General features: G+C 71.0%; 24 protein-coding genes. 6 read left to right on the top strand and 18 right to left on the bottom strand.

Annotation, left to right across the window (positions count from 1 at the left end):
* A partial coding sequence (locus AABM41_05620; protein ID MEK6191790.1) for a hypothetical protein occupies positions 1-386 on the top strand: 386 nt, incomplete at its 5' end.
* Here AABM41_05620 and dnaG read toward each other — a convergent pair.
* Complete coding sequence (gene dnaG / locus AABM41_05615) at positions 349-2169, bottom strand: DNA primase (protein ID MEK6191789.1); 1821 nt, start codon at positions 2167-2169, stop codon at positions 349-351. The genes AABM41_05620 and dnaG overlap by 38 nt on opposite strands.
* A 164-nt stretch (positions 2170-2333) precedes the next feature.
* On the opposite strand from dnaG, the gene AABM41_05610 reads away from it, so the two are divergent.
* The 3 genes from AABM41_05610 to AABM41_05600 all read left to right on the top strand — a co-directional run bounded on the left by AABM41_05610 (position 2334) and on the right by AABM41_05600 (position 5046).
* Positions 2334-2870, top strand: a complete 537-nt coding sequence (locus tag AABM41_05610) for a hypothetical protein (GenBank protein MEK6191788.1) — start codon at positions 2334-2336, stop codon at positions 2868-2870.
* 593 nt (positions 2871-3463) lie between these two features.
* Entirely contained in the window at positions 3464-3787 is a 324-nt protein-coding gene (locus AABM41_05605) for a hypothetical protein (protein ID MEK6191787.1), read from the top strand.
* Positions 3788-3903: 116 nt separating this feature from the next.
* Entirely contained in the window at positions 3904-5046 is a 1143-nt protein-coding gene (locus tag AABM41_05600) for a glycine cleavage T C-terminal barrel domain-containing protein (GenBank protein MEK6191786.1), read from the top strand.
* On the opposite strand, the gene ppdK is transcribed toward AABM41_05600, so the two are convergent.
* Positions 5043-7871, bottom strand: a complete 2829-nt coding sequence (gene ppdK / locus AABM41_05595; protein ID MEK6191785.1) for a pyruvate, phosphate dikinase — start codon at positions 7869-7871, stop codon at positions 5043-5045. The genes AABM41_05600 and ppdK overlap by 4 nt on opposite strands.
* A gap of 58 nt (positions 7872-7929) precedes the next feature.
* Between ppdK and AABM41_05590 the strand changes: the two genes are divergently transcribed.
* Positions 7930-8289 (top strand): hypothetical protein, encoded by a 360-nt coding sequence (locus tag AABM41_05590; protein MEK6191784.1) that lies wholly within the window; start codon positions 7930-7932, stop codon positions 8287-8289.
* Here the strand turns inward: AABM41_05590 and AABM41_05585 are convergent.
* From AABM41_05585 to recO, 3 genes are read right to left on the bottom strand one after another with little or no spacing between them, the layout of a single operon-like run.
* Positions 8198-9010 carry a tetratricopeptide repeat protein gene (locus AABM41_05585; protein MEK6191783.1) on the bottom strand — a complete coding sequence of 271 codons (813 nt, stop codon included), beginning with the start codon at positions 9008-9010 and terminating at the stop codon, positions 8198-8200. The genes AABM41_05590 and AABM41_05585 overlap by 92 nt on opposite strands.
* The gene (locus AABM41_05580) at positions 9007-10374 is read right to left on the bottom strand and encodes a glycine--tRNA ligase (GenBank protein MEK6191782.1); all 1368 of its coding nucleotides are present in this window, start codon (positions 10372-10374) and stop codon (positions 9007-9009) included. Before AABM41_05580 ends, AABM41_05585 begins: the two co-directional genes overlap by 4 nt.
* An 11-nt stretch (positions 10375-10385) precedes the next feature.
* Positions 10386-11189, bottom strand: a complete 804-nt coding sequence (recO, locus tag AABM41_05575) for a DNA repair protein RecO (GenBank protein ID MEK6191781.1) — start codon at positions 11187-11189, stop codon at positions 10386-10388.
* A gap of 27 nt (positions 11190-11216) precedes the next feature.
* Here recO and AABM41_05570 point away from each other — a divergent pair, with 27 nt between their 5' ends.
* Positions 11217-12257 carry a polyprenyl synthetase family protein gene (locus AABM41_05570; GenBank protein ID MEK6191780.1) on the top strand — a complete coding sequence of 347 codons (1041 nt, stop codon included), beginning with the start codon at positions 11217-11219 and terminating at the stop codon, positions 12255-12257.
* Between the two features lie 30 nt (positions 12258-12287).
* Here the strand turns inward: AABM41_05570 and AABM41_05565 are convergent, their stop codons facing one another.
* The 13 genes from AABM41_05565 to AABM41_05505 all read right to left on the bottom strand — a co-directional run bounded on the left by AABM41_05565 (position 12288) and on the right by AABM41_05505 (position 24669).
* Complete coding sequence (locus tag AABM41_05565) at positions 12288-13673, bottom strand: hemolysin family protein (protein ID MEK6191779.1); 1386 nt, start codon at positions 13671-13673, stop codon at positions 12288-12290.
* Positions 13666-15042 carry a bifunctional UDP-N-acetylglucosamine diphosphorylase/glucosamine-1-phosphate N-acetyltransferase GlmU gene (gene glmU / locus AABM41_05560; GenBank protein MEK6191778.1) on the bottom strand — a complete coding sequence of 459 codons (1377 nt, stop codon included), beginning with the start codon at positions 15040-15042 and terminating at the stop codon, positions 13666-13668. The genes AABM41_05565 and glmU overlap by 8 nt, the downstream gene beginning before the upstream one ends.
* 63 nt (positions 15043-15105) lie before the next feature.
* The gene (locus tag AABM41_05555) at positions 15106-15501 is read right to left on the bottom strand and encodes a Rid family detoxifying hydrolase (protein MEK6191777.1); all 396 of its coding nucleotides are present in this window, start codon (positions 15499-15501) and stop codon (positions 15106-15108) included.
* Positions 15498-16361 (bottom strand): 4-(cytidine 5'-diphospho)-2-C-methyl-D-erythritol kinase, encoded by an 864-nt coding sequence (locus tag AABM41_05550; protein ID MEK6191776.1) that lies wholly within the window; start codon positions 16359-16361, stop codon positions 15498-15500. Before AABM41_05550 ends, AABM41_05555 begins: the two co-directional genes overlap by 4 nt.
* A complete protein-coding gene (rsmA, locus tag AABM41_05545) occupies positions 16354-17235 on the bottom strand; it encodes a 16S rRNA (adenine(1518)-N(6)/adenine(1519)-N(6))-dimethyltransferase RsmA (GenBank protein MEK6191775.1) in 882 nt (293 codons plus the stop codon). The genes AABM41_05550 and rsmA overlap by 8 nt, the downstream gene beginning before the upstream one ends.
* Positions 17235-18293, bottom strand: a complete 1059-nt coding sequence (tsaD, locus tag AABM41_05540) for a tRNA (adenosine(37)-N6)-threonylcarbamoyltransferase complex transferase subunit TsaD (protein MEK6191774.1) — start codon at positions 18291-18293, stop codon at positions 17235-17237. The genes rsmA and tsaD overlap by 1 nt, the downstream gene beginning before the upstream one ends.
* Positions 18290-18778: a ribosomal protein S18-alanine N-acetyltransferase gene (rimI, locus tag AABM41_05535; GenBank protein ID MEK6191773.1), complete on the bottom strand. Its 489-nt coding sequence runs from the start codon at positions 18776-18778 to the stop codon at positions 18290-18292. The genes tsaD and rimI overlap by 4 nt, the downstream gene beginning before the upstream one ends.
* Before the next feature lie 23 nt (positions 18779-18801).
* Entirely contained in the window at positions 18802-19437 is a 636-nt protein-coding gene (gene tsaB / locus AABM41_05530; GenBank protein ID MEK6191772.1) for a tRNA (adenosine(37)-N6)-threonylcarbamoyltransferase complex dimerization subunit type 1 TsaB, read from the bottom strand.
* On the bottom strand, positions 19434-19937 hold the full coding sequence (gene tsaE / locus AABM41_05525; protein MEK6191771.1) for a tRNA (adenosine(37)-N6)-threonylcarbamoyltransferase complex ATPase subunit type 1 TsaE: 504 nt from the start codon (positions 19935-19937) through the stop codon (positions 19434-19436). The genes tsaB and tsaE overlap by 4 nt, the downstream gene beginning before the upstream one ends.
* A gap of 13 nt (positions 19938-19950) precedes the next feature.
* Complete coding sequence (locus AABM41_05520) at positions 19951-20988, bottom strand: hypothetical protein (protein MEK6191770.1); 1038 nt, start codon at positions 20986-20988, stop codon at positions 19951-19953.
* The gene (locus AABM41_05515; GenBank protein MEK6191769.1) at positions 20988-22625 is read right to left on the bottom strand and encodes a hypothetical protein; all 1638 of its coding nucleotides are present in this window, start codon (positions 22623-22625) and stop codon (positions 20988-20990) included. The genes AABM41_05520 and AABM41_05515 overlap by 1 nt, the downstream gene beginning before the upstream one ends.
* A complete protein-coding gene (gene alr, locus AABM41_05510) occupies positions 22622-23755 on the bottom strand; it encodes an alanine racemase (protein MEK6191768.1) in 1134 nt (377 codons plus the stop codon). Before alr ends, AABM41_05515 begins: the two co-directional genes overlap by 4 nt.
* Positions 23752-24669 (bottom strand): NAD(P)H-hydrate dehydratase, encoded by a 918-nt coding sequence (locus AABM41_05505; protein ID MEK6191767.1) that lies wholly within the window; start codon positions 24667-24669, stop codon positions 23752-23754. The genes alr and AABM41_05505 overlap by 4 nt, the downstream gene beginning before the upstream one ends.
* Between the last annotated feature and the right edge of the window lies 1 nt (position 24670).

Below are 24670 nucleotides of genomic sequence, written 5' to 3'. Positions count from 1 at the left end.
CTTTCACGGCCGTCGGCTTCGAGGCGGTCGCTTTCACGGCCGTCGGCTTCGCGGCCGGGGCTTTTACGGCCACCGGCTTGGTTGCCGTAGGCTTCGCAACGGGCTTCGCTGCAGTCGTCCTAGCCGGGGCCTTCGCTGCGATCGGCGTAGCCGGGGCCGTAGCTGCGATCGGCTTGGCCGGGGCAGCGCTGCCCTTCGTGGCCATCACGGGCTTCAGGACCGGCTTGGGCGCGGGCTTGACGGGCGCCGAGGCCGCCTTTGTCGGAGCCGATGCGGCCTTGGGCGGCGCAGGCGCCGGCTTTGTGCTGGCCTTGGTGGTTTCGCGGGTTGGGGTCTTGGCCTGGGCCACTATCGGGGTCCTCCTAGCGCCGGGACGGCCGGCGTAGCTAACTGTCGGGTGACATCGGCCTTCTCTCGGCCGAGCTGGATGATGTGAGTCTCAATTTGTTCCAGGAGTTCGCGGTCGCCATCGCGTTCCGCGTCTTCCAGCAGGTGCCGGCCATCTCCGATGGCCTCTTCGATCCGCGCCCGCCGCAGCCGGAGGCGGGAAATGCGGAGCGCCTCGGCGGCGACCGCCGGCTCGTGGCGCGGCCCGGCACCGGCGGCGTGGATAACTACTCGCGCCAGGTCTGCGGAGATCGGATCGAGTTCACCGACGAAGGCTCCCAGATCGCGCGTGCTGTCCCCCGTCTCGGCGGCAACCCACGCGGTCCAGGCTTCGGCCAGAGCCGTGGCCTCCGGTCGCGCGAACGGGAGCGGATTGGAGGCGAGGTCCGCGGTCAGTCCTGGATGGAGGATCAGGAGGGCCAGGGTCTCGGTCTCCAGCGCATCCAGGATGGGCGTGCCGGGGCCGACCGGCGCGGAGGTGCTCGGCGTTCGGCGTCGGACCCGCGGCCGGCGGAGGGCGTCGCGTAGGACGCGCTCATCCACCTGGACGGTCCTGGACAGTTGCTGGAGGTACAGGTCCTGCTCGACCGGGTCGCCGACCCGTTGCAGGATGGCCAGCACACGGCTCGCCATCTCGCGTCGGCCGCTGACGGTCGAGATGTCGACATCGGCCGCCACGCGGTCCATGAAGTATTCGACCACTGGCTTGGCCTCTACCACCGCCTGGCGCCAGCCGTCGGGATCGGTCCGAATCAGCTCGTCGGGGTCTTTGCCGGCGGGAATCCGAACCACTCGCACCCGGGTCACGCTCTGGCTGGGTCCCAGCTCGTCCAGCAAGCCGCGCTCGGTGGCCGCCTCTCCGGCCAGGTCGACGTCATAGGCGAGTGCAACCGAATCCGCGTACCGGGTCGCAAGGTCCACCTGGCCGCGGGTCAGGGCGGTGCCCAGCGAGGCGACGACATTGGTGAACCCGGCCTGGTGGGCGGCCATCACGTCGGTGTAGCCCTCGACGATGACCGCCAGCTTCTCGCGGCGAATGGCGGTGCGGGCCCGATCGATTCCGTATAGCGTCTTGCTCTTATCGAACAGCGATGTAGCCGGCGAGTTCAGGTACTTGGGCCCCTCTCCGTCGGGCATGATCCGGGCCCCGAGGCCGACTGCTTTCCCGGCCGCATCCCGGATGGGGACGATGATCCGGCGTCGGAATCGGTCCACGGGCCGTCCCCGGCTGCCGGCGCTGGCGAGCCCCGCCGCGATCATGTCCTCCGAGGAGAACCCGCGAGCGGCCAGGCGCTTGACCAGGGCATCCCAGCTGTCCGGTGCAAAGCCGATGGCGAATTGATCCAGGGTCTCCTCCGAAAAGCCACGTTCGGCCAGATATCGGCGGGCCGGCTCGGCCTGGCGGGCCTGGCGCAGGACCTCGCGGTACCACGCGATGGCGGCCTCGAGTGCGTCTCGGAGTCGCTTGCGGTGCCGATCTTCCCGCGCGCCGCGAGCCGATACTTCAACACCGGCGCGCTCCGCCAACCGGTTGAGCGCCTCGCGGAAGTCGAGCCCGTCGCGCTTCATGACGAAGGTGAAGATGTCCCCGTGCTCGCCGCAGCCGAAGCAGTGCCACGACTCGCGCTCGGGGCTGACCGTGAACGACGGGGTCCGCTCGGTGTGGAACGGGCACAGGCCCTTCCAGGTCGAGCCTGCCTTCTTGAGGGTGACCGTTTCGCCCACGATCTCGGTGACGGGCAGGCGCGACTTGATATCGGCGACGGTGCCGGCTGAGCTCATCGAAGCGTTCCCCACGCGCCTGGCGCGCGTGTCAAGTGATTTGTCAAGGGTTTTGTCAAGGGTCCAGACCCTATTTTAGCGCCCTGTCAAGTTCTGGGAAACTGCCACCCGCGCTCCATCAGCGGGACGAGGAGACGTGACCGCGGTCGGCTACCATCGGTCGCATGGAGGAAACATCCCTGCACGACGCGTTCGGCGAGCTGCATGGCGGGCGCCTGCACGGATTCGCCCTGCTCGTGACCCTGGGCGACCGGACCCTGGCCGGGATGCTCACCGCAGAGGCACTGGCAAGCGGCGCCGAGCGGATCGAGCAGCTGCGCCATCCCGAGCGCGCCGCGGGATGGCTCCGCGCCTCCCTGCTGCGTGCGGCCCGCCAGCCGGCGTGGGGCCACCAGCGCCCAGGTGAGCCCGAACGGCGGGACGTGCTGCTGAAGCTGGGCGTGGATCCCGCGACCTACGACGCCCTGGCCAGCCTTGACGTCCGGAGCCGGGCGGTGGTGGCGGCCACGGTGGAGGGGTTGGCGGCCTCCGACGTGTACGAGGTCGTGGGCAGTAATGAACGGGTCAGGCGCGCCCGACGCGACTACCTGACCGCGTACCTGGCGGCCTCACGGACACGCAGCACCGAGCCGACGGCGGGAGCCCTGACCGCCCGAGTTCATGCCGCGGCAGCCCCGGCGCTGTCCGGATCCGGCCGATGAGCGATTCCCATGCGCAACTCGAGGCCTGGCTCGTCGACGGCGCGATGGGCGACCCCCCGCGCGAGATTGCCGTCCACGCCACACTCTGCGAGTCCTGCACCGCCCGGCTGGGGGCGTTCGATGCGCTTGCCCTGATCGACGTGGCAGCAGCGGGAAGCCCGCCTCTGCTGACCGCACCGACCCGACTTCGGAAGGGTGTGGCCTCGGCCCGTTTGGCGACTGCGGTCGTGGGCACCGTGGTGGCCGGCATCCTGGTCGTTTTCGGAGTCTCTCAACTCGTGGGGTTGGGGGGACCCTCGGGCGGACCGGCGGGCGGGCCGGAAGGGACCGAATTGGCGGGCCTGTCCAACCCATCGGATGGCGCCGGACCTGCGGGGAGCCAGGAACAGTCGAGCCTCGGACTAGACGCCGCCGGGACCCCCACACCGGGGGCATCTGCAACGCCCCAGCCCGGTGTCACGCCGGGACCGCTGCCGTCATTGCTCCCAGGCCCTACTCCGCGACCTCTGCAATCGACCCCTCTCCCGCCACCTAGCGTCGCCCCTACGCCGCCTCCAACCGCGACGCCCACACCTACGGCCGAGCCAACGCCCGTGCCCCAGTGCTCCGACGAAATTGACAACGACTCGGACGGGTATCTCGACACAAGCGATCCTGCATGTCTGGGCGAGCCGTCCAACGACAACGAATCGCCCTTCGATTTCCACCTGTGCAACGACGGCGTTGACAACGATCTGGATGGGTACACCGACCTCGCGGATCCAGGCTGTGGAGGCGACCCATTCGACAATGACGAGGCACCGATGGACCTCCACCAGTGCAACGACGGCATCGACAACGATGGCGACACGTTCTTCGACTGGCCTCTGGACCTGGAGTGCACCGGTCCCTTCGATGACGACGAGACCGTCCTCTAGCGTCAAGGGAACGGCCGACGGTCTCTGATAGCGGCCGCGTGTCGATCCGGCGAGCGACGCGGCTACTTGGTCGTGTAGAAGGGGCCCATCGGTATCGGTCCCTGCAGGAGGAACGCATGGCCTTCGACCTGTCCCTGGTCCAGCGTGGGGCGCGGCTCCGGCAATCGCCGTTCTACGAGGCCGAGCAGCAATACGGCCCTCGCGGCTACACGGTCTACAACCACATGCTGTTCCCAACCTGCTACGACGACTTCGAGGCCGAGTACTGGCACCTCCTGAACCACGTGACCCTGTGGGACGTCGCGGTGGAGCGCAATCTCGAGGTCCAGGGCCGTGACGGGTTCCGCTTCGCCCAGCTGCTGACCCCGCGCGACCTGTCGAAGTGCGCAGTGGGCCAGGGGAAATACGTCCTCATCACCACGCCCGAGGGGGGCATCGTCAACGACCCGGTCATGCTGCGCCTGGGCGAGAACCACTTCTGGTTCGCGCTCGCCAGCTCCGACGCCCTGTTGTACGCCATCGGCCTGGCCGCCAACCTGGGCTGGGACGTCCAGCTCGGCGAGCCCGACGTGTCGCCGGTCCAGATCCAGGGGCCGCGCTCGAAGGACGTCGTGGCCGCCCTGTTCGGGGACGACATCCTGTCGCTGAAGTACTACTGGTTCCGGGAGCTCAGCCTGGACGGCATCCCGGTCGTGGTGACCCGCACGGGCTGGACGGCCGAGGTGGGGTACGAGATCTACCTGCGCGACGGGCAGTACGGCACCGCGCTGTGGGAGCGGATCATGGAGGCCGGTGAGCCGTTCCAGATCCGGCCCACCGGGCCGGTCGACATCCGCCGCGTGGAGGGCGGCATCCTGAACTGGGGCGCCGACATGACCACCGAGCACAACCCGTTCGAGGTCGGCCTGGAGCGCCTGTGCGACCTGGACGCGGACTTCGAGTTCGTGGGCAAGGATGCGCTGCGGCGGATTCGCGAGACGGGAGTCGACCGCCGACTGGTGGGCGTCGAGATCGACGGCGACCGGCTGGAGATGAACTTCACGAAATGGCCGATTCACGCCGATGGCGCGCCGCAGGGCGAGGTCACGACCGCGCTGTGGTCGCCGCGTCTGGAGAGGAACATCGGATACGGGTGGCTGCCCGCCGAGCGGGCAGACAGCGGGAATCAGGTGCGCGTGGCCACGCCCGACGGCGAGCGGGGGGCGACGGTAGTGCCGATGCCGTTCATCGACCCGACCAAGGAGATCCCGAAAAGCTAGCGGTCGCGCTCAGTCCCCTCCGCCAAGGCGGCCTGGGCGGCGGCCAGGCGGGCCACGGGGACCCGGAACGGCGAGCACGACACGTAGTCGAGGCCGATCTCGTGGCAGAAGGCGATGCTGGAGGGATCCCCGCCATGCTCGCCGCAGATCCCAATCGTGATGTCCGGCCGTGTAGCGCGTCCCTTCTCGGTCGCCATCCGCACCAGCTGACCGACGCCCTCGCGGTCGAGGACCTGGAACGGGTTGTCGGGCAGGATCTTGCGCTCGACGTAGCGCATGAGGAATTTGCCCTCCGCGTCGTCGCGGCTGTAGCCGAAGGTCATCTGGGTCAGGTCATTGGTGCCGAAGCTGAAGAACTCGGCGTCCTCCGCGATCAGGTCCGCGGTGAGCGCCCCACGGGGGACCTCGATCATGGTCCCGAACTGGTAGTGAACGGTCTGCCCGGACTTGGCGGCAACGGCCTTGGCCTCGGCCTCCAGGATGGCCCGCGTCTCGCGCAGCTCGTTGTGGTGGCCGACCAGCGGGATCATGATCTCGGGCAGCGGCGTCAGGCCCTCGGCCGCCACGCGGGCGGCGGCCGTCAGAATTGCCCGGGTCTGCATCCGGACCAGGTCCGGGATCATGAGTCCCAGCCGCACGCCGCGCATGCCGAGCATGGGGTTGACCTCACGCATGGAGTCCACCGCGGCCAGCTGCTCCTCCTGCTCGGTCAGTCGGGCCTGGAGCGCCGCGGCATCGGCCGCGGCGCCATCGGTCCGTGACAGGCGTTCTCGAAGCAAGGTGACCTCGACCAGGAGCTCGTCGTGGGGCGGGAGGAACTCGTGCAGCGGCGGGTCGATGAGGCGGATGACGACCGGCAGGCCGTCCATGACCCGGAAGAGCCCGGCGAAGTCATCGGTCTGGATGACCTCCAGCTCGGCCAGGGCGGAGTCGAACGTGGCGATTCCCTCGTCGTCGTCCGCGCTCAGGGTCTCCCCCGCCTCGCGCCGACGCTTGGCATCGGTCGCATCCAGCGCAGCCAGGATCATGCGCTGCACCGTCGGCAGGCGGGACTCCTCGAAGAACATGTGCTCGGTGCGGCACAGACCGATGCCCTGCGCGCCGAAGGCACGCGCCCGCTCCGCGTCGCGCGGGTAGTCCGCGTTGGCCCAGACCTCGAGGCGACGCACCGCGTCCGCCCATTCGAGGAGGGTAGGCAGGAACCGCTCCTCGGCGAAGTTGGGGTCGATGGTGGCCAGCGAACCGAGGTAGACCTGCCCGGTCGTGCCGTCGATGCTGATGGTGTCGCCCTCGCGGACGGTGTTCGAGCCCACGCTCATCGTCCGCGCGGCGTAGTCGATGTCCAGCGTCTCGACGCCTGCGACGCATGGCAGGCCCAGCGAGCGGGCCACCACCGCGGCGTGAGAGGTGGCTCCTCCCCGAGCGGTCAGCACGCCCCGCGCGACCAGCATCCCGTGCACGTCGTCTGGGCTGGTCTCGATCCGGACCAGGATGATCGGATCGCCGGATCGCGCCGCCTCGACGGCGCGATCCGGCTCGAACACCGCCTTCCCGGTGGCCGCCCCGGGCGACGCGTTGAGCCCGCTGGCCAGCAGCCGGTCGGCGGCACCCGCTTTGGCCGCCTCGTCGAATCGGGGCAGGAGGAGCTGGACGACCTGGCCCGGCTCGACCCGCCCGAGTGCTTCCTCGCGGCTCAGAATCCCCTCGCCCACCATCTCGACCGCGATCCGCACCGCCGCCGGCGCCGTGCGCTTGGCGGATCGGGTCTGGAGCATGTACAGGCGGCCGCGCTCGATGGTGAACTCCATGTCCTGGACGTCGCGATAGTGGCGCTCCAGCCGTTCCGCGATCCGCTCGAACTCGGCGTATACCTCGGGAAGCTCGTCGCGCAGTGCGCTGATGGGTGACGGGGTGCGGATGCCGGCCACCACGTCCTCGCCCTGGGCGTTGGTCAGGTACTCGCCGTACAGCACCTTCTCCCCGGTGTTCGGATCGCGCGTGAAGGCGACCCCGGTCCCCGAGTCGGCGCCCAGGTTGCCGAACACCATGGCCACCACGTTGACCGCGGTGCCCAGGTCATGCGAGATCTTGTTGAACTCTCGGTAGTCATGCGCGCGCCGCCCGTACCACGACGCGAACACGGCCCGGGTGGCCAGGTCGAGCTGCTCGAGTGGGTCGAATGGGAAGTCGCGCCCGGTCTTGGACCGAACCAGATCAAGGTACGCTTCGGCCACTTCCTGGAGGGCCTCGGCGTCCAGGTCCGTGTCGGCGGCCACGCCCCGCTGGTGCTTGGCCTGGTCGAGGATCGGCTCGAAAAGCGTGCCGTCCACGTCAAGGACAATCCGCCCGAACATCTGGATGAAGCGCCGATACGCATCCCAGCCGAAGCGCGGGTTGCCGGTGAGCGCGATCAGGCCGTCGCGGGTGTCGGGGTTGAGGCCCAGGTTGAGGACCGTATCCATCATCCCCGGCATCGAGAACTTTGCCCCCGAGCGCACAGAGACCAGGAGTGGGCTCGCGGGGTCGCCGAACCGTTTGCCGCTCGTGCGTTCGAGCTCGGCCACCGCCTCCAGGATGTCCTCCCACAGACCATCGGGGAGGGTCTCGCCGGCCGCGAAGTAGTCGACGCAGGCCTCGGTGGTGATCGTGAACCCCGGCGGCACCGGGAGGCCGGCGTTCGTCATCTCGGCCAGACCGGCCCCCTTGCCGCCCAGGAGGTCGCGCATCGATGCGTCGCCATCGGCGCGGCCGTCTCCCCACGCGTAGATGTAGCGCTTGGCGGCGCGATGGGCGCGTTCGACGGCGGGAGTGACGGCTTCAGCCACGGGACGCAGGCTCCGTAAAGGGTCGCGAGGTCGATTCTAGCGGCGTAGGCTTGACCTCATGGGGACCCTGCTGTGGCTGGCGCTCGGGGCCGGGCTGGGACTGCTGTCGTGGCTATTGCCCGCGTTGACGGTGCTCGGACCCCTGGTGGTCGCCGGTCTGACGCTAATCGCGATCCTGCTGCCGAGGGACCTGACCTCGGCAGGCGCCAAACTGGGGATCGGGTTCGGCGCGGTCTACCTCGTAGCGGCCACGCCCACCGTGATCCGCGATCCGCTGGCTGCCACCGGCGCCGCCTACCTGGTGTTCGGGGCCGGGCTGGTGATCCTCATCCTTGGCTTGGCGGGCGTGTGGCGGAACCGCCGCCGGCGGGCCCGCGATCAGGCGCGCGCGGCCGAATCCGAAGCCAACCCCGCCTGAGCGCGGCCGCGAAGAGCGGCCGCAGGGCGGCGAGAAGGCGACCGCCTAAACCGGCCCGTGATCGGTACAGTGCACGCGCCTTGTCCACCGCTGCATCGCGCACCTCTCCCGCCTCCTCGCGAGCCAGCGCGGCATAGGCGGCCACGGCGCCCGACTCATCGCCGGCCAGCCACCGAGCGTCGGCCTCAGCCTCGCCGGCCCTCGGGTCGCCGGGGGTGAGCGCCACCGCTCGTTGAGCGGCCTCGAGGGCAGGATGCGCCTGGCCGGCCCGCAGCAAGCCATGGGCCAGCGCGAGTTGTGCCGTGGCGTCGTTGGGGTCCAGGCGCAAGGCTCGGCGCGCGGCCTCGACGGCTGCTTCCGCATCGGCCGACGCCAGCCGCTCGGCGGCCTCGGCCCGGATCCACTCCGGCTGGCGCGGGTCCAGGCGAGCCAGCCGGGCGTACTCCTCGGCCGCCTCGCGGTGGGCGCCAGCGGCCGACAACACTTGAGCGAGCAGTTCGCGGTAGCGGATCTCGTCCGGGTCCAGCCGAACCGCGGCCTTGGCATCGGCTTCGGCCTCGTCCAGGCGACCCACGGCCTGCAGCGAGCGAGCCCGCAGTTCGTAGGCCGCGTCGTCACCCGGCCGTTGGGCGAGGATCTCACCTGCGAGCCGGATGACGGCCGGGTGGTCACCCCGGGCCGCGGCGGCTGACAGCGCGCCGAAGTCCGGGGCCGCAGTCATTCGGGCTCCGCGGTGGGCGCGACGGCGGACCAGGCGGCTCGGCCGGCAACCAGATCAGCGAGGCGGGCCGGGACGGCGTCGAGGGACACCCGTTCCTGGGTCATGCTGTCGCGCTCCCGGATGGTCGCCGCGCCATCGGTCAGGGACTCGACGTCCACCGTCACGCAGAACGGCGTCCCGATCTCGTCCTGGCGCCGGTACAGCTTGCCGATGGAAGCCGTGTCGTCGTACACCGCCGCCAGGTCCTGCTTGAGATCCGCCGTCAGGCGCTGGGCGATTTCCACGAGCTCGGGCCGGTTGCGGAGCAGGGGCAGGACCGCGACCTTGACCGGTGCCAGCGCGGGCCGAATTCGGAGCACGACCCGCTTCTCCCCCGCCACCTCCTCCTCGTGATAACCGTCGACGAGCACCGTCATTACCGCCCGATCGACACCCATGGCCGGCTCGATGACGTGGGGCACGACATGCTCGCCGCTGGCCTCGTCGAAGATGCTCAGCCCTTTGCCAGAGGCGGCGGCATGCGCGGTCAGGTCGAAGTTCGTCCGGTCCGCGATGCCCTCCAGCTCGGACCAGCCCATCGGGAAGTCGTACTCGACGTCAGTCGTCTGGCGGCTGTAATGGGACAGTTCATCCGGGTCATGGGGGCGCAGGCGGAGCCGCTGGGGGTCGATTCCCATCACATCGGTCCACCATCGGAGGCGCTCCTCGACCCAGTAGGCGAACCAGCGGTCGCCCTGGTCGGGCGGGACGAAATACTCCATCTCCATCTGCTCGAGCTCGCGCACCCGGAAGATGAAGTTGCCGGGCGTGATCTCGTTGCGGAAGCTCTTCCCGATCTGCGCGATCCCGAACGGAAGCTTGCGGCGCATGGCGGTGGCCACGTTGGCGAAGTTCACGAAGATGCCCTGCGCCGTTTCCGGCCGAAGGTAGGCCACCGATGCACTGTCCTCGACCGGCCCGACATGGGTCTTGAACATGAGGTTGAACTGGCGCGCCTCGGTCAGCGTCCCGCGCTGTCCGCAGCTGGGACACGCGATGTCGGCCGGAGGGCCCTTGAGGTCCTGGGCCCGGAACCGGTGCTTGCAGTTCCGGCAATCCACCATGGGGTCGGAGAAGCCGCCGACGTGGCCGGACGCCTCCCACACCCGCGGGTTCATGATGATCGCCGCGTCGAGGCCCTCGATGTCATTCCGGAGTTGGACCATGGCGCGCCACCAGGCGGCCTTGATGTTCGTCCGCAGCTCGGCGCCGAGCGGCCCGTAGTCCCAGAAGCCGGCCAGCCCGCCATAGATCTCGCTGCCCCCGAAGACGAAACCGCGGCGTTTGGCGAGGCTGGCAACGACGTCCAGGTTGGGCGCAGGCACGGCAGGCGAGTCTAGCGCAGGACCGATGCCGCGCCGGCCGCCGGCCGGCGGCGGCTGACCTCGTCGAGGAAGTCGCGGCTGCGCAGCTCGCGCTCGAGCACCACGGACATGGTGGCGTGCATGTGGCGCTCCACTTCGCGCCCGGTGGATGGGGGCAGCGTCAACCGAGCGGCCTGGTCCAGGGTCACCCGCTGGAAGTGGCGCATGGCCTTCAGGGCGGCGGCGGAGATGGGCGTCGCGCTCAGCGCGGCGTGGATGCACTCGGGGCCCAGGACCCCACCGGCCATGGCGGCGTAGGCGTTGTTGTCGGGGCCGATCTCGGCGCCGCACTCGATGCACGTCGTCAGCTCGGGGCGGTAGCCCATGGCCTCGAGCAGATGGAGCTCGTACCAGCGGGCGATGGACTCCCGCGTGGCGGGGTCGGCGGCCTGGTCCAGGGCCGTCAGTCCGGCTCCCAGCAGCTCGAAGGCGGCCGCGCTCTCGGCGCGCTCCTCGCAGAAGCGATCGGCCAGCTCGGCCAGGTACCACGCGGCGGCCGTGGCGTGGAGATCGGCGCGCAGGCCGAGATGCGGATCGCGGAGCTGGGACTGGGTCACGACGTCGAAGGTGCGGCCCACGGCCAGGACCAGGTCCACGTCGCCCAGCGGCTCGAGGCCGCCGCCGATCCGCGAGCGCGGCCGTCGAACGCCCTTGGCAATGACCCGCAACTTGCCCAGGTGGGGGGTCAGGATGGTCAACACCCGGTCTGCCTCGCCCAGGTCGAGCCCGCGCAGGACGATCCCCTCGGTCTTGTACAGGCGGGAGCGTGGGCTCACCGGCAGCCGGTCGGGTACGCTTCTGGGGTGGACATCCGAGTCGAGTTTAGCCAGCTGGTCGCCGACGTCGAGGCCGAGATGCAATCGATCCTCGACGAGCACAGGGGGCCGGCGCGGCCGCTGTACGACATGCTCGCCTACCACCTGGGCCTGGACGGCGAGGACGGCTCGTCCGGAAAGCGGATCCGGCCCCTGCTCGGGCTGCTCGTGTTCCGGGCGCTGGGGCGTGACTACCGCCGCGCCCTGCCCGGGGCCGCCGCCGTGGAGCTGGGGCACAACTTCAGCCTGGTTCACGACGACATCCAGGACGGTGACCGCGAGCGCCGCCACCGCGCCACCCTGTGGGCACTGTACGGCGTGCCGCAGGCCATCAACGCCGGGGACGCCTTGTTTGCACTGTCCCGCCTGGCCCTGTACCGGCTGGCGGCCGAGAAGGACGATCCCGAGGCTCCCGACGCGCGCCAGGTGCTGGACCTGATGAAGATCTACGACCAGACCTGCCTGGCACTGTGCGAAGGCCAGTTCCTGGACATCAGCTTCGAGGGCCGGCTGGACGTCACGGTTGATGAGTATCTGCAGATGATCGAGCTCAAGACCGCCGCCCTGATGGCGACAGGCGTCGAGGCCGCTGCCACCCTCGCCTCCCAGGATCCGACGGTGATCGCGGGCTTCCGCCGCTTCGGCGATCGCCTTGGCCTCGCCTTTCAGATGGCCGATGACGTGAAGGGCTCGTTCTGGCAGGAGTCGGCCTCCGGGAAGGCGGAAGCCGGTGACCTCCGCCGCCGGAAGAAGACGATGCCCGTCATCTGGGCCCTCAACCACGCCGCGGCCGCGGACCAGGAGCGCCTGCGCGAGCTGTTCGCGCCCATCGAAGGGGGGCGGCAGCTGACCGATGTCGAGGTCGCCGAAGCGCTCGCCATCCTGGATCGCTCCGGCGCACGGGAAACGACGCTGGGCGAGGCCCGACGCTACCGGGACGAGGCCCTGGCCGAGCTGGTGGACCTGCCCCTCCAGCCGTTGGCCCGCGCAGAGCTGGTCATGTTCGTGGAGGCCATGATCGCCGCCTGAGCGCCTGATCCTCCCCTGAGCGCCGGTGCCCTAGCCGGAGGCGTTCTCGACCGCCTGGGGGCTTTCCAGCATCTGAACCGCCGTTACCTTCGACACCCGGCGCGAGTCGGCGGCCTCGACTCGCAGGGTGATGTCACGGAACTCGACCTCGGTGCCGACCAGCGGGATCCGCCCCACCCGATGGATGATCAATCCCCCAACCGTGTCGTAGGCCTCTTCATCCGGCTCCTCGGCATCACTCAGCTCGAACAGATCGCGCAGGTCGTCCATCGTGACCCGACCGTCGAGCCGATAGGCGCGGCGGTCGCCATCGGTCTCGATCGGCTCGACCAGGCTCTCCTCGATGTCGTACTCGTCCTGGATCTCACCCACGATCTCCTCGACCAGATCCTCGATGGTGACCAGGCCGGCGGTTCCACCGTATTCGTCGACCACGATCGCGATATGGCGTCGCGCCGCGCGCATCTCGGTCAAAAGCTCGTCGATCCGCTTGGTTTCGGGCACATAGCCGGCCGGTCGCGCCAGCGACCGGATGTCGATCGGCTGGTCCTTGTCGGCGGCGGCTCGCAGGTAGGGCAGCAGGTCCTTGGCGTACAGGATGCCGATGATGTTGTCCAGGTTCTCGCGGTACACAGGGACCCGAGAATGCCCCGCGCGCACGATGAGGTCGAGCACGTCGTCGATGGGGTCGTCCGCCTCCACCGCCTTGATGCCGATGCGCGGCACCATGACCTCATGGACCCGCTTGTCGCCGAGTTCGATGACCCCATGGATCATCTCTTTCTCCGACTCCTCGATCTGGCCCTGCTCGGAACCGGTCTGGACCAGGAGCTTCAGCTCCTCCACCGACAGGAGGCCGGTCTGCGGACGCTCCCGACCGCCCAGCAGCCGGACCAGGAAGCCGCTGATGGTGGTGGTCAGCCAGACGAGCGGTGCCAGCGACCGCTCGAACACGCTCAACGGCCGCGAGGCGATGAGGGAGAAGCGCTCGGGAAAGTTCAGTGCCAAGGTCTTCGGCACCAGCTCGCCGACGATGATCGAGGTCAGGGCGATGAGCAGCGTGACCAGGACGAAGGCGATCGTCTCCGCCGCCGAGCGGATCGGCTCCCAGGGAATGCCACCAATCAGGTCGGCGATGACCCGGCTGAATGAGAGGGCGCCGATGGCCGATGCCAGGAAGCCGAGGAACGTTATCGCAACCTGGATGGTGGCCAGGAAGCGCTGGGGGTCGGCTATCAGGCGCTGGGCTGCCCGAGCCCCGCGACTCCCCTCGTCGGCCAGCTGGTCGAGCCGGTGCCGGCGCACCGTGAGGAGGGCAATCTCCGCGGCGGCGAACACGCCCCCCACCAGGATGAGGACCAGGACCACGAGGAGGTCCAGCCATGGATTGCCGCTGCCGGCAGCGCCCTCAGGCATCCGGTGGGTCGTCCTCGCGGCGGCTTCGGCGGAGCTCGATCGGGCGCGCGGGGGCGCCGACCACCGTCTTGCCGGGTGCCACGTCGCGGGTCACGACACTGCCGGCGCCGGTTTTGGCGCCGGCGCCCACCGTCACCGGGGCCCGAAGCATGGTGTCCACCCCGATGAAGGCCCCGTCGCCGATAACGGTCTGGTGCTTGGTGGTGCCGTCGAAGTTGGCGGTCACCGTGCCGGCGCCGATGTTCACGTCGTCTCCCACGTCGGCGTCGCCCAGGTAGCTGAAGTGGTGCTGCCGGACTCCGGCGCCGAGCCGGCTCTGCTTGATTTCGGCGTAGTTTCCGATCTCGCTACCCTGGCCCACGACGCTGCCCGGGCGGAGATGGCTCATGGGACCGATCCGCGCGTCCTCGCCGACCTCGGACCCTTCGATCCAGGAGCCCAGCACCCGGGTCCGGGCGCCGATCCGGCTGTCCGAGATCCGGGTTCCGGGTCCGACCACGGCCTCGTCGCCGATGACGGTCTGGCCGTTCAGCACGGTCCACGGCTCGATCCGCGCGTCCTGACCGATCTCGACCGTGGCATCGATGAAGGTGGTGTCGGGGTCCACGATCGTGACCCCACTGCGCATATGGCCCTCGGCGATCCGCCTCCGCAGCAGGCGCTCGGCAGTCGCCAGCTGGACCCGGTCGTTGATCCCGAGCGCCATCTCGGGCTGGGGTGCCTCCACGACCCGAACGAGCTGCCCATCGTCAACCGCCAGGCCGACCAGATCGGTCAGGTAGTGCTCACCCGTTGGGCTGAGCGGGACTCGGCCCAGGTTCGCGCGCAGCCAGGCCGCGTCGAAGCAATAGGTCCCGGCGTTGACCTCGTCCAGGGCTCGCGTGGCCGGGTCCGCATCGGCGTCCTCGACGATGGCGCGGCAGGTGCCGTCGGGCCCACGCACGATGCGGCCGTACCCGGTTGGGTCCGCCAGTCGGGCGGACAGCAGCACGATCGCCGCCCCGCTCTCAGCCTGGTCCGCGACCAGGTCCGTCAATAGCTCTGCGGGGAGGAGCGGAACGTCGGCCATGGTCACCAGGAGCTGGGTCGCGTTCGCCGGCACGCTAGGGAGGGCGACCCGAACCGCATCGGCGGTGCCCAGCTGGGGCTCCTGGCGCACGGTTGTGGCGCGTCCGGCAAGCGCTGCCTCGACCTCGTCCGCGCCATGTCCGGTGACGACCACCATCGGTGAGGCGGCAACGCCGGCGAGTGCGGTCAGGACGTGGTCAATCAGCGTCCGGCCGGCGAGCGGGTGCAGCACCTTCGGCAGGCGGGACCGCATTCGGGTTCCCTGGCCCGCGGCCAGCACGACGGCGGCCGGGCTTGTCACGCCGAACGGCGCTCTATGGGGCGCATCAGATCTGCGGATGGTAGGGGGCCGCTCGAACGAGCGTCAACTAGCCTCCGCTGCCATGGCCACGCACTCGATCTCCACCCGAGCTCCCATCGGGAGGGCCTGCACCGCGACGGTGGTCCGCGCCGGGTACGGCTCGGGAAACGCATCGCGATAGACCTCGTTGACCTCGGGGTAATCAGCCATGTCGACCAGGAACACGGAGGTCTTCAGGACCCGGTCCAGCCCCGAACCGGCCGCGTCCAGGATGGCGGCCAGGTTGGCGATGGCTCGCTTGGCCTGGGGCGCAGCCCCTCCCTCGACCAGGGCACCGCTGGCCGGATCGAGTCCCAGGCTGCCGGCGGTGAAGACCAGACCGGATCCGACCATCCCCTGGCTGTAGGGGGCGACGGCGCCCGCGGCGTTGTCGGTCCGAACCGCTCGTCGACCGCTCACCGCTCGATGCTAGCCGGTTCGGACCGAAGCCGGGTGCGCGTTGTAGCCAGTCCAGCACGCTCGAGCCGCGAGGCGACACCGGCGGCCCGCTCGGGGTCGTCGGTCAGCGCGAACACGGTGGGGCCGGACCCGGTCAGGTGCGGCTCCCCGCCGGCGCCGGCCACCAGCCGAAAGATATCGTTCAGCTCGGAGCGCAGGCGGCGTGCCGGGGCCGCGAGGTCGTTGCGGCCTGGGCGCGTGGCGGCATCCTCCGTCGGTCCGCTCCATTCGCTTGGGCGCAGCTCCGCAAACACCGCCCCGGTGGCCAGGCCGAACGGGGGATGGACGAGGATGACCTCGGCCGGGCCCATGGCGTCGGGCGTGACCCGTTCGCCGATGCCACGCACGTGGGCCACGGCCTGCTGGGATGCGAAGAACGGGACGTCGGCTCCGATGGTGGCCAGCGTCACCAGCTCATCGGCGGTGGGCCGGTCGTCGCCCTGGCCGGTCACCCAACGAGCGAGGCGCCGGGCGCCCGCGGCGTCCGACGAACCGCCGCCCAGCCCGGCCGCGGCCGGGATCTGTTTGTCCACGGATAGCCCTCGTGTCGACGGACGGCCGCCCAGGCCCGCCGCCCATCCTCGCCAGGCAAGGTTGGTCCGGTCGGCAGGCACCCCGGCCGCGGCCGGGCCACCGATCCGCAACTCCGGGCCTTCGAGGGCCAACGATAGCTCGTCGGCGAGCTCCAGCAGGACGAGGAGGGAGTCCAGCTCGTGGAACCCGTCCGCCCGGCGGCCGAGCACCGTCAGCCACAGGTTCAGCTTGGCCGGCGCCGCCAGCCGCCAGCCGGCGGCATCCTCCATCACACTCACGTCACGCACGGCCCGCGTCGAGGGCGAGGCGCAAGGCGGCCGTAAGGCACGCCCACTCGGGCAGAGCCAGGGTCTGGGGCCGCCGCTCGGGGTCCACCCCGCACGCGCTCAACGCACCGTCTACGGTGTCGCGATCAACCGGGAGCTCACGGACCAGGCTGTTGTGGATTTGCTTGCGTCGCTGTCGGAACGCGGCCTGGGCAACTCGGTGGAACATCTCACGGTCGGCGGGCGGAACCAGGGGGGCGGGCCGGCGCTCGAGGTGGAGGATGGCCGAGTCCACCGCTGGTTCGGGTTCGAACGCGGCCGCCGGCACGCGGCCGACGACCGCGGCCGCCGCCAGGTCCTGGACGAATGCCGACAGATAGCTCATGTCCCCCGGTGGCGCGGCGATCCGCGCGGCGACCTCGGCCTGCACCAGCAGGACGGACCGCTGTGGCGGATGCCCGCTGCCGAGAAAGCGATGCAGCAGCGGGCTGGTGATGTGGTACGGGATGTTCGCGACCAGGTGGTACGCCTCACCGGGGAACAGGGTTTCGGGGTCCACGTCGAGCGCATCGGCCTCGACCAGGGTGAGGCCGATGGCATCGTCCAGCTCGCGACGCAGGTAGCTCACCAGGTGGGCGTCGATCTCGACCGCCACGACCTCGCAACCGGCCGCCACCAGGCGCCGGGTCAAGGCCCCCAAGCCCGGGCCGATCTCCACCACCCGATCGCCGGGGGATAGGTTGGCTGCGGCGAGGATCGCGTCGAGGGCCTCGGCGTCGGTAAGGAAGTTCTGGCTCAGGCCGCGGCGCGCATGGAGGCCCTCGCGACGCAGCAGGCGCCGGAGCTCGCCCGGGGTCGGTGGCCGCGGGACGTCGCTTGCGGCCGGGCGCGCCATCAGGCCGCCGCCTGCCACGGCAGCGCGAGCGCGGGGATGGCCTCCAGGCCCGGGTCGGCGCGTTCCCCGGCCGCGAACCGGTAGGCGGCCGCCGCACCGATCATGGCCCCGTTGTCGGTGCACCAGGCGGGTGGTGGAACGAGGAGCGGAATGCCATTCAGCCGCTCGCCCAACGTCCGGCGCAGCGTCCGGTTTGCGGCGACCCCACCACCCAGGGCCACCGCCGCCACCACGTGCTCCTCCGCCGCCGCCACGGTCCGGCGCACGAGCTGCTCCACCGCGGCCCGCTCGAAGGCGGCGGCGATGCCATCCACCGGGATCGGCTCGCCCCGCGCGCGGTAGCCCTCCACCTCGCGCAGGACCGCGGTCTTCAGGCCGGAGAACGAGAAGTCATACCGGCCCCGCGGCCGCGCCAGCGGGAACCGTGTGGCCGGTGGCACGCCCTCGGCGGCGGCCGAGATGGCCGGACCGCCGGGGTACGGGAGGCCGAGCAGGCGGCCGACCTTGTCGAACGCCTCCCCGGCGGCGTCGTCCACGGTCTGCCCCAGCAACCGATAGCGCCCGTGGTCGGCCATCAGCACCAGCTGGGTGTGGCCTCCGGAGACGACCAGGCACAGCAGCGGGAAGGGCGGCTCGAGTGGGAGGACTGGATCGGCTCCGGGCGCATCGGTCCCGGGCGCATCGGTCAACCAGTTCGCGTAGATGTGGCCCTCGATGTGGTTGACCGGCACCAGCGGCAGGTCATGGCTGGCGGCCAGCCCCTTGGCCAGGTTGACCCCGACCAGCAAGGAGCCGATGAGACCGGGCCCGTAGGTGACCGCCACCGCATCCAGGTCGGCCCACCCGGCGTCTGCAGCCTTGAGAGCAGCCTCGAGGGTGGGGACGATCCAACGCAGCTGCTGTCGGGCGGCGACCTCGGGCACGATCCCGCCGGTGGCGGCGTGAACGGCCACCTGACTGGCGACGACGTTGGCCTCGATGTGCCGGCCGCCCACCACGACTGCGATGCCGGTCTCGTCACAGCTGGTCTCGATGGCCAGGATCCGGGGGCCGCTCACGCCTCCTCGTCCTCCTCGGCGGCGCGGGCGGCCTCGAGCGCCTCACGCATGGCCGGATCGGCCAGAGGCGGGGTGGTCATGATGTAGGCGTCCTCGCCGTCATCGGTGTAGTAGCGCTCCCGGCGCCCGGCGATCTGGAATCCGTGACCCCGGTACAGGGACTGGGCGGCCAGGTTGGAGGCGCGGACTTCCAGGGTCATCCGCGACGCTCCGAGGTCGGTGGCCGCGACCAGCAGCGCCTGGATCAGGCGATGCCCGACCCCCTGTCGACGCCAGTCGGGGTGGACCGCGAAGGTCGTGATATGCGCCTCGTCCACCATCAGCCACAACCCGGCATAGCCGACGACGGCGCCCCCTTGCCGCGCAACGGTGTACCGAGCCAACCGGTTGTGGGTCAGCTCCTGGGTGAACGCCTCCGGTGGCCACGGCGTCGTGAAGCTCCGACGTTCGATCTCGAGCACGGCCGGAATGTCATCGGGTCCCATGGGCCCAAAGCGAACCGCCGCGGTCAGAGCCACGTGATTGGGGCCGGGGCGGCGTCGCCGAGCCCGCGCGGCGGACGCAGGTAGACCGGTTCGAGCTGGGCGACGTCATCCACCGATCCGTCCCGGAACCGGTCGGCAGCCAGGCGAGCCACGGCGGCCGCGGCCCCGTCAGGCGGTTGGGCGTTGGTGAGCCCAAGGGTGGCGGCCAGAGCACGTGGCGCCACCAGGGGGCGGGCTCGGGCCGCGGCCGACAGCGCGGCGAAGGCCACGATCTGCGGTTCCGCCTGGTCTCGGGCACGGGCGTACACGTCGGAGGCCCCGGCGCGGGTCAGGGCGGCGTCCGCCTCCGGGACCGCGACCAACCAGGCGTCCAGGCTCGGTATCCCGACGATGGGGCAGCCCAGGCCGGCAACGAGGCCCTTGGCCAGCGCGAGCCCGACCCGCAGGCCGGTGAACGATCCGGGGCCGATGCCGACCGCGATGGCGGTGACGTCCCGCAGCGTGGCGCCCTGTTGGTCGAGGAGCTGGAGCAGACGGGGCAGGAGCTCGCCCCCCTGGCCGCGCTCAGCGCTCCAGGCCGCGCTGCCCAACAGGCGGCCGGTCGGATCGGCCAGGGCCACCGATTGATCGCTTGACGAGCTGTCCAGCGCCCCGATCATGGCGTTTCGGAGACCTCCAGGACCCGGGACAGGTCCGTATGTCGGGGGCCGGTGGCTCGCCAGCGGAGAAACCGGAGGTTTGGCAGAGACGGGTCCGCCGTGATCTCGATCCGCAGGTGATCCGGCGGGAGCCAGCCGTCGAGGCGCTCGGCCCACTCGATGACCGTGACACCCTCCGCCTGCCGCTCGTCGAATACGCCGGCCTGGCGCGCCTCGTCGGCATCGGTCAGCCGGTAGGCGTCGACGTGGAACAGGGGCAGCCTGCCGACATGCTCGTTCACGATGATGAACGTGGGGCTGTTCACGACGTTGCGCACGCCGAGGCCCCGCGCCACCCCCTTGGCGAGCTGGGTCTTGCCCGCACCGAGTGGCCCGACCAGGGCCAGGCAGGTGCCCGGCTGGGCGGCCCGTCCCAGCCAGCGGCCGATACGTCGGGTCGTGGCGGCCGACGAGGAGCGGATCCGGCCCTCGGCCGTGGCCGCGGTAGCAGTCGCCTTCACGCCGGCGAGTATGTCAGGAGAGCGGGGGGCTGGCCTCCAGATTGGCAAGTGCCACGCTGACCGTCCGCCCGGCGTCGAGGCGGATCATGCCGCACAACGCGCTGATGCCTGACCCGATGGCCATCGGCTGGGCGGGTACCTCGCTCAGCAGGCCGGCCTGGCCGCGGCCGGGCCCGGACACGATCACGACCCGATCCCCCACCACCGCGCGCGCCACCCGCACCGGTGCCGGCGAGGCGTCATAGATGAGGAGCCGGCGTCGGTCGCCCAGGACGGTGGCTGGTTGGCCGGCGTGGGCCTTGAGCCAGGCGAATCGCGCCGGATCCATCCCGGCGCGCCCGTACCCATCCAGGGTGAGCACCGCGAAATGTGGTGCGGCGGTACCCAGGAGGCTGCGGCGGCGTTGCAGCCCGGCGAAGTCGGCCAGCTCGCGCGCGTGCAGCCCGCCGACCACGATGGCGGCCACGCCCACGGCACGCGCCCGGGTGATCGCCTCGGCCGAGGCCCATGAGCCGCCGACCACGATCCGACCGGCGCTGTTGGCATCGATCGCGGCCGGCTCCAGGACGGCCTCCGCATCGCTGACCAGCAGGCTCAGCTGCCCGTGCACGGCAGGTCCGGTCCCACCCGTGCCGGCCAACTGCACGCCGGGGACGGCGACGGTGATCGACCGCTCCTCGACCTCCATCACCATCCCGCGCACCTCGCTCCGGATCGGCTCAGCGGGTTCGAGCAGGAGCAGGTGAGCCATGCCGTCCGACGGTTGGTAGGCCAGGAACATGGCGTCGATGGGTGACCGGACCTCGCGCTCAGGTGTCCGAGCCAGCGGCTGATCCGCTCGCACCCGATCCCCTGGCTTCGCGAGGAGCAGCTCGGCCATCTCGCCCCGCTTTCGACGCAACGGCCGCGCGACGGGAATGGTGCGGGCAGCGATCGCTCGCACCGTTCGGGCCAGCGGGTCGCCGGGCCCGACCTCGTCGCCGACGGCGACCACCGCCTCAGCCCCGGCGGGAAGACGCATCTGGTGCCGGTACGGATCGGCAGTCGTCATCAGCCGGCCGCCGGTCGCCCTTCGCGCCGCAGCGCGTCGCGCCACGACTGGATCAGGCTCCGAGCATCACCGGGGCGGGTCGGAAGCTGGATCGGGTCGTCGCGGGCATCCAGGATGACTCCCACCGCCCCGCCGGTTACCGCCGCCCGGACCCGTCGCGCTCGATACCCCACGCCGAGCTCGACGCCGCGCTCGAGCTCGATCTCGAGCTCGCCCGATGCTCCCCGTTCGAGCGGCAGGACGGCCACACCTCCGACCCGGACTTCGTGGCGGGTCGAGTCCGGCCACCCCGGACGGTGGAGGCGAGCCCGGAGCGCCACCTGCCCGGGTCGCCCGCCGTGGGACACGACCGACGTGCCCAGGGGCACCAGCAGGTCGTCGCGCAGCGTCTCCAGGCCTTCATCGACGTCCTCGCCGGCCAGCGTGCCCAACGGGCCGCAGATCCCCCACGGGTCCACCGCAAGCTGGGTGACCCCGGCGGGGCGCAGTCCGTCGAGGAGGGCGAGGGCCGCATCCCCGGGATGCACCGCGCCGGCCAGAAGGCGGCCGCCGCCCACCAGCAGATCAACCGGCGGGCAGCCTCCCAGCCACCGCCGCGCTGCGGCCAGGCGGTCGATGCCGAGCGCCTGAACAATGGCCGCTTCAGCGATCGAAGAGGGTACCGCCATGGGCCGAGTGGCCAGGTTGGCCATCGCGTCAGTGGTGGCGAACTCGTCGACGTCGGCGGGCAGCAGTTCGGCCGCTGCGCGGGAGCCCTCCGGCAGCGGGCGGTCTCCGGTACCGGCCAGGATGGCGGTCGTCCCACCGCTCGGCGTGGCCGCTCCCCAGCCCAGCCAGGTGGCCCCCAGGTCAACGCCCAGGACCTCCAGGCCAAGGCCCCGCGCCAGGGCCACCATCGAGCGACCAAACGCGATCGGGGCCAGGGACCGGACCTCGCCCGGACCGTTCGCCTGCGCCAGCAGGTTCAACAGGGCCGCGGACAGCGTGTCATCCACGAGCGGACCAATCCACTGCGTGGCCGGTCCGAAGAGCCGGGCGAAGGGCCCCTGAACATCCTCGGCGCCGACGACCAGGAGCGGGGCGCCGGATGAGCCACGGGCCGCTGCAAGCACGCCCCACAACGCGCCTTCGGGAGGCGGGGAGCCGTCCGAGGACACCGCCAGCCAGGCGTCGGGCTCTGCGTCACGGATGGGCTCGTAGCGCTCCGACTCGGGACGGCGGTCGTTCCCGGCCAGCGCGGCCACCACGCTCCAGCCATTCCGAGTGGCGACCAACGTGGCGGCCTCCTGGTCAGCCGTCGTGTCAGCCACGACCGCCAGGCGTCCCGGCCGCCGCGGCGACTGACAGGTGATCCGTGGCGCGTCACGGACCAGGAGCGCCAGTCGTCGCGACAGACGGGCGTCGGCATGGGGAACCAGGCGGCCGACAAGATCTTCGACAAGGACCGATTCGCCCCAGGAACTGGGTTGGGCGGCCCCGCTCACGATCCGCCAGCGACCGCCCGCCCGCCCCACCAGGGCGGCCTTGGTCCAGGCGCTGCCGACGTCCAGAAGGAGGGAGAGCTCGGTCTCGGGAACGGGACGCACCGGGGTCGACGTTGGACGCGGCTCGGCTGCGTCGATCGTCTGGGTCGTCATGGGCGGCCGTGCCGCCGGGGGAGGCGTTGGCGGAGCATGGTCGTCACCTCGTAGTTGATCGTACGTCGCTGCTCAGCCACCTCGTCGGCGGTGATCTCCTGGTTGCCCTGGCGGCCGATCAGGACGAATTCGTCGTCCAGGTTCGGCGACTCCGCGTCCGAGACGTCGACCACCAGGCCGTCCATGCTGATCGCGCCGACCATCGGCACCCGCTGCCCGTGAACCAGCGCCACGCCGTTGTTGAGGTGCACCCGCGGCCAGCCGTCACCATAGCCGATGGGCAGAGTCGCCAGCCGCGCCGCGCGCGGCGCCTCCCAACGCAGGCCGTAGCCAACCGGCGTGCCCGCCGCCACGTCGAAGATCCGGAGGGGTAGTGTGCGCAGGCTGAGGATCGGCGTCAGGCCCGCCGCGCGGGCATCGGCCCAGCCGGGTGCCATGCCGAACAGGCCGACTCCGGGCCGCACTGCATCGGCGAAGCCGCCCACGCCGGCGAGGATGGCGCCCGTGGCGCCGACGTGGACCAACCCGGGGTCGATCCCGTTCGCGCGCAGCCCGTCGAGCACCCCGGCCAGCCGTTGGAGCTGCAAATCGGTATGTGCCTCGTCCTCGCCAACCGCCGCCAGATGGGTCATGGTTCCGGCCAGCCCCAGGTGCCGGCTGGCCGCGATGCGGGTCGCCAGCTCCACGGCGCCGGCAGGTTCGATGCCCTGCCGACTCAGGCCGGTGTCCACCTTCAGGTGGACTTCGATCCGCCGGCCGGCCGCGGCCCCGGCGGCTTCGAGCCAGCCCAGCTCCGCCAGGTTGTCGACCATCGGCTCCACCCCGATGGCAGCCACGGCCTCGGCGTCGTCGGCCCCGATCCCCCACAGCAGGACGAGGGGACCGGCCAACCCGTTCGCCCGGAGCTCCATCGCCTCCGACAAGGTCGCCACGCTGAGTCGCTCGGCGCCATGATCGACCAGGGTCTGTGCCACCTCCACCGCCCCGTGGCCGTAGGCGTTGGCCTTGACCACGGCGATGACCTGGGCCGGGCCTGCCAGCCTCCGCAGGGCGGCCAGGTTGGCCACCAGGGCGGTGTGGTCGATGTCGATCCAGGCTCGATGGCGGCTCGCCACCGCCGTCGTCATCATCGCTTCGCCTCGCGCCCGCGCAGGAGGGAGATCGTCTCCGGCAGCAGACGAGCCACATCGGTCGCGAGCACACCAGCCGATCCGATCCGCTGCTCGGCCAGCAGGCCAGCCGCGGCATGGACCGCCACGCCGACCGCGGCCGCCTCGAGTGGGGGAAGTCCCGCGGCCAGCATGGCCCCGATGGCACCTGCCAGCACATCGCCGCTGCCCGCCGTCGCCAGCGCGGAGGTGGCCACCGCCGAGCGCAGGAGCTGGCCATCCGGCGCGGCGATCACGGTGTTGGCGCCCTTCAGCACCACGACGTGCTCCCACAGCCGAGCGGCCTCGCTGGCCGCCTCCTCGCGGGCCGTGTCGTCGTCCTCGGGCGGTGTCGCTCCGCCCCGCAGCAGGCGCGCGAACTCACCGGGGTGGGGGCTCAGCACCGCGGGCGCAGACACGGTGCGCCACCAGCGCTCGCGGGCGGCGAGCGCGGTCAGCCCATCGGCATCGATGACCACCGGCTGGCGCAGATCGGCCAGCAGGTGCGCGGTGCGGCGCAGCGTGGCCGCGTGGCGTCCCAGGCCCGGACCCACGACCGCCGCGTCGTATTCGCGGGCAGCGGCCGTCAGCTGCCGCCACCCGGCCGGCGCCACCAGCCCCAGCGCCTCCTCGGGGAGGAGGAGTGACGTCAGCTCGGGTACCAGGCCCAGCAGGCGGAGCCCGACCGATTCCGGCGTCGCCAGGCACACCAGCCCGGCCCCGGCGCGGGCGGCGCCCAGGCCGGTAAGGAGCGCTGCCCCCGCGTACTCGAGTGACCCGGCGATGACGAGGACGCGGCCGAACGTCCCTTTGTGGCCGCGTTCCGGCCGTGGAGGAAGGTGCTCCGCCACCCAGCGTTGGGTGATCGTGATTCCTCGCCCCGCGACCACCGCCACC

It is taken from the genome of Chloroflexota bacterium, from assembly GCA_038040195.1.
Taxonomy (GTDB): domain Bacteria; phylum Chloroflexota; class Limnocylindria; order QHBO01; family QHBO01; genus DASTEQ01.
Note: the sequence above shows the minus strand (reverse complement) of the source record. Positions and strands in the feature narration are given on the sequence as shown.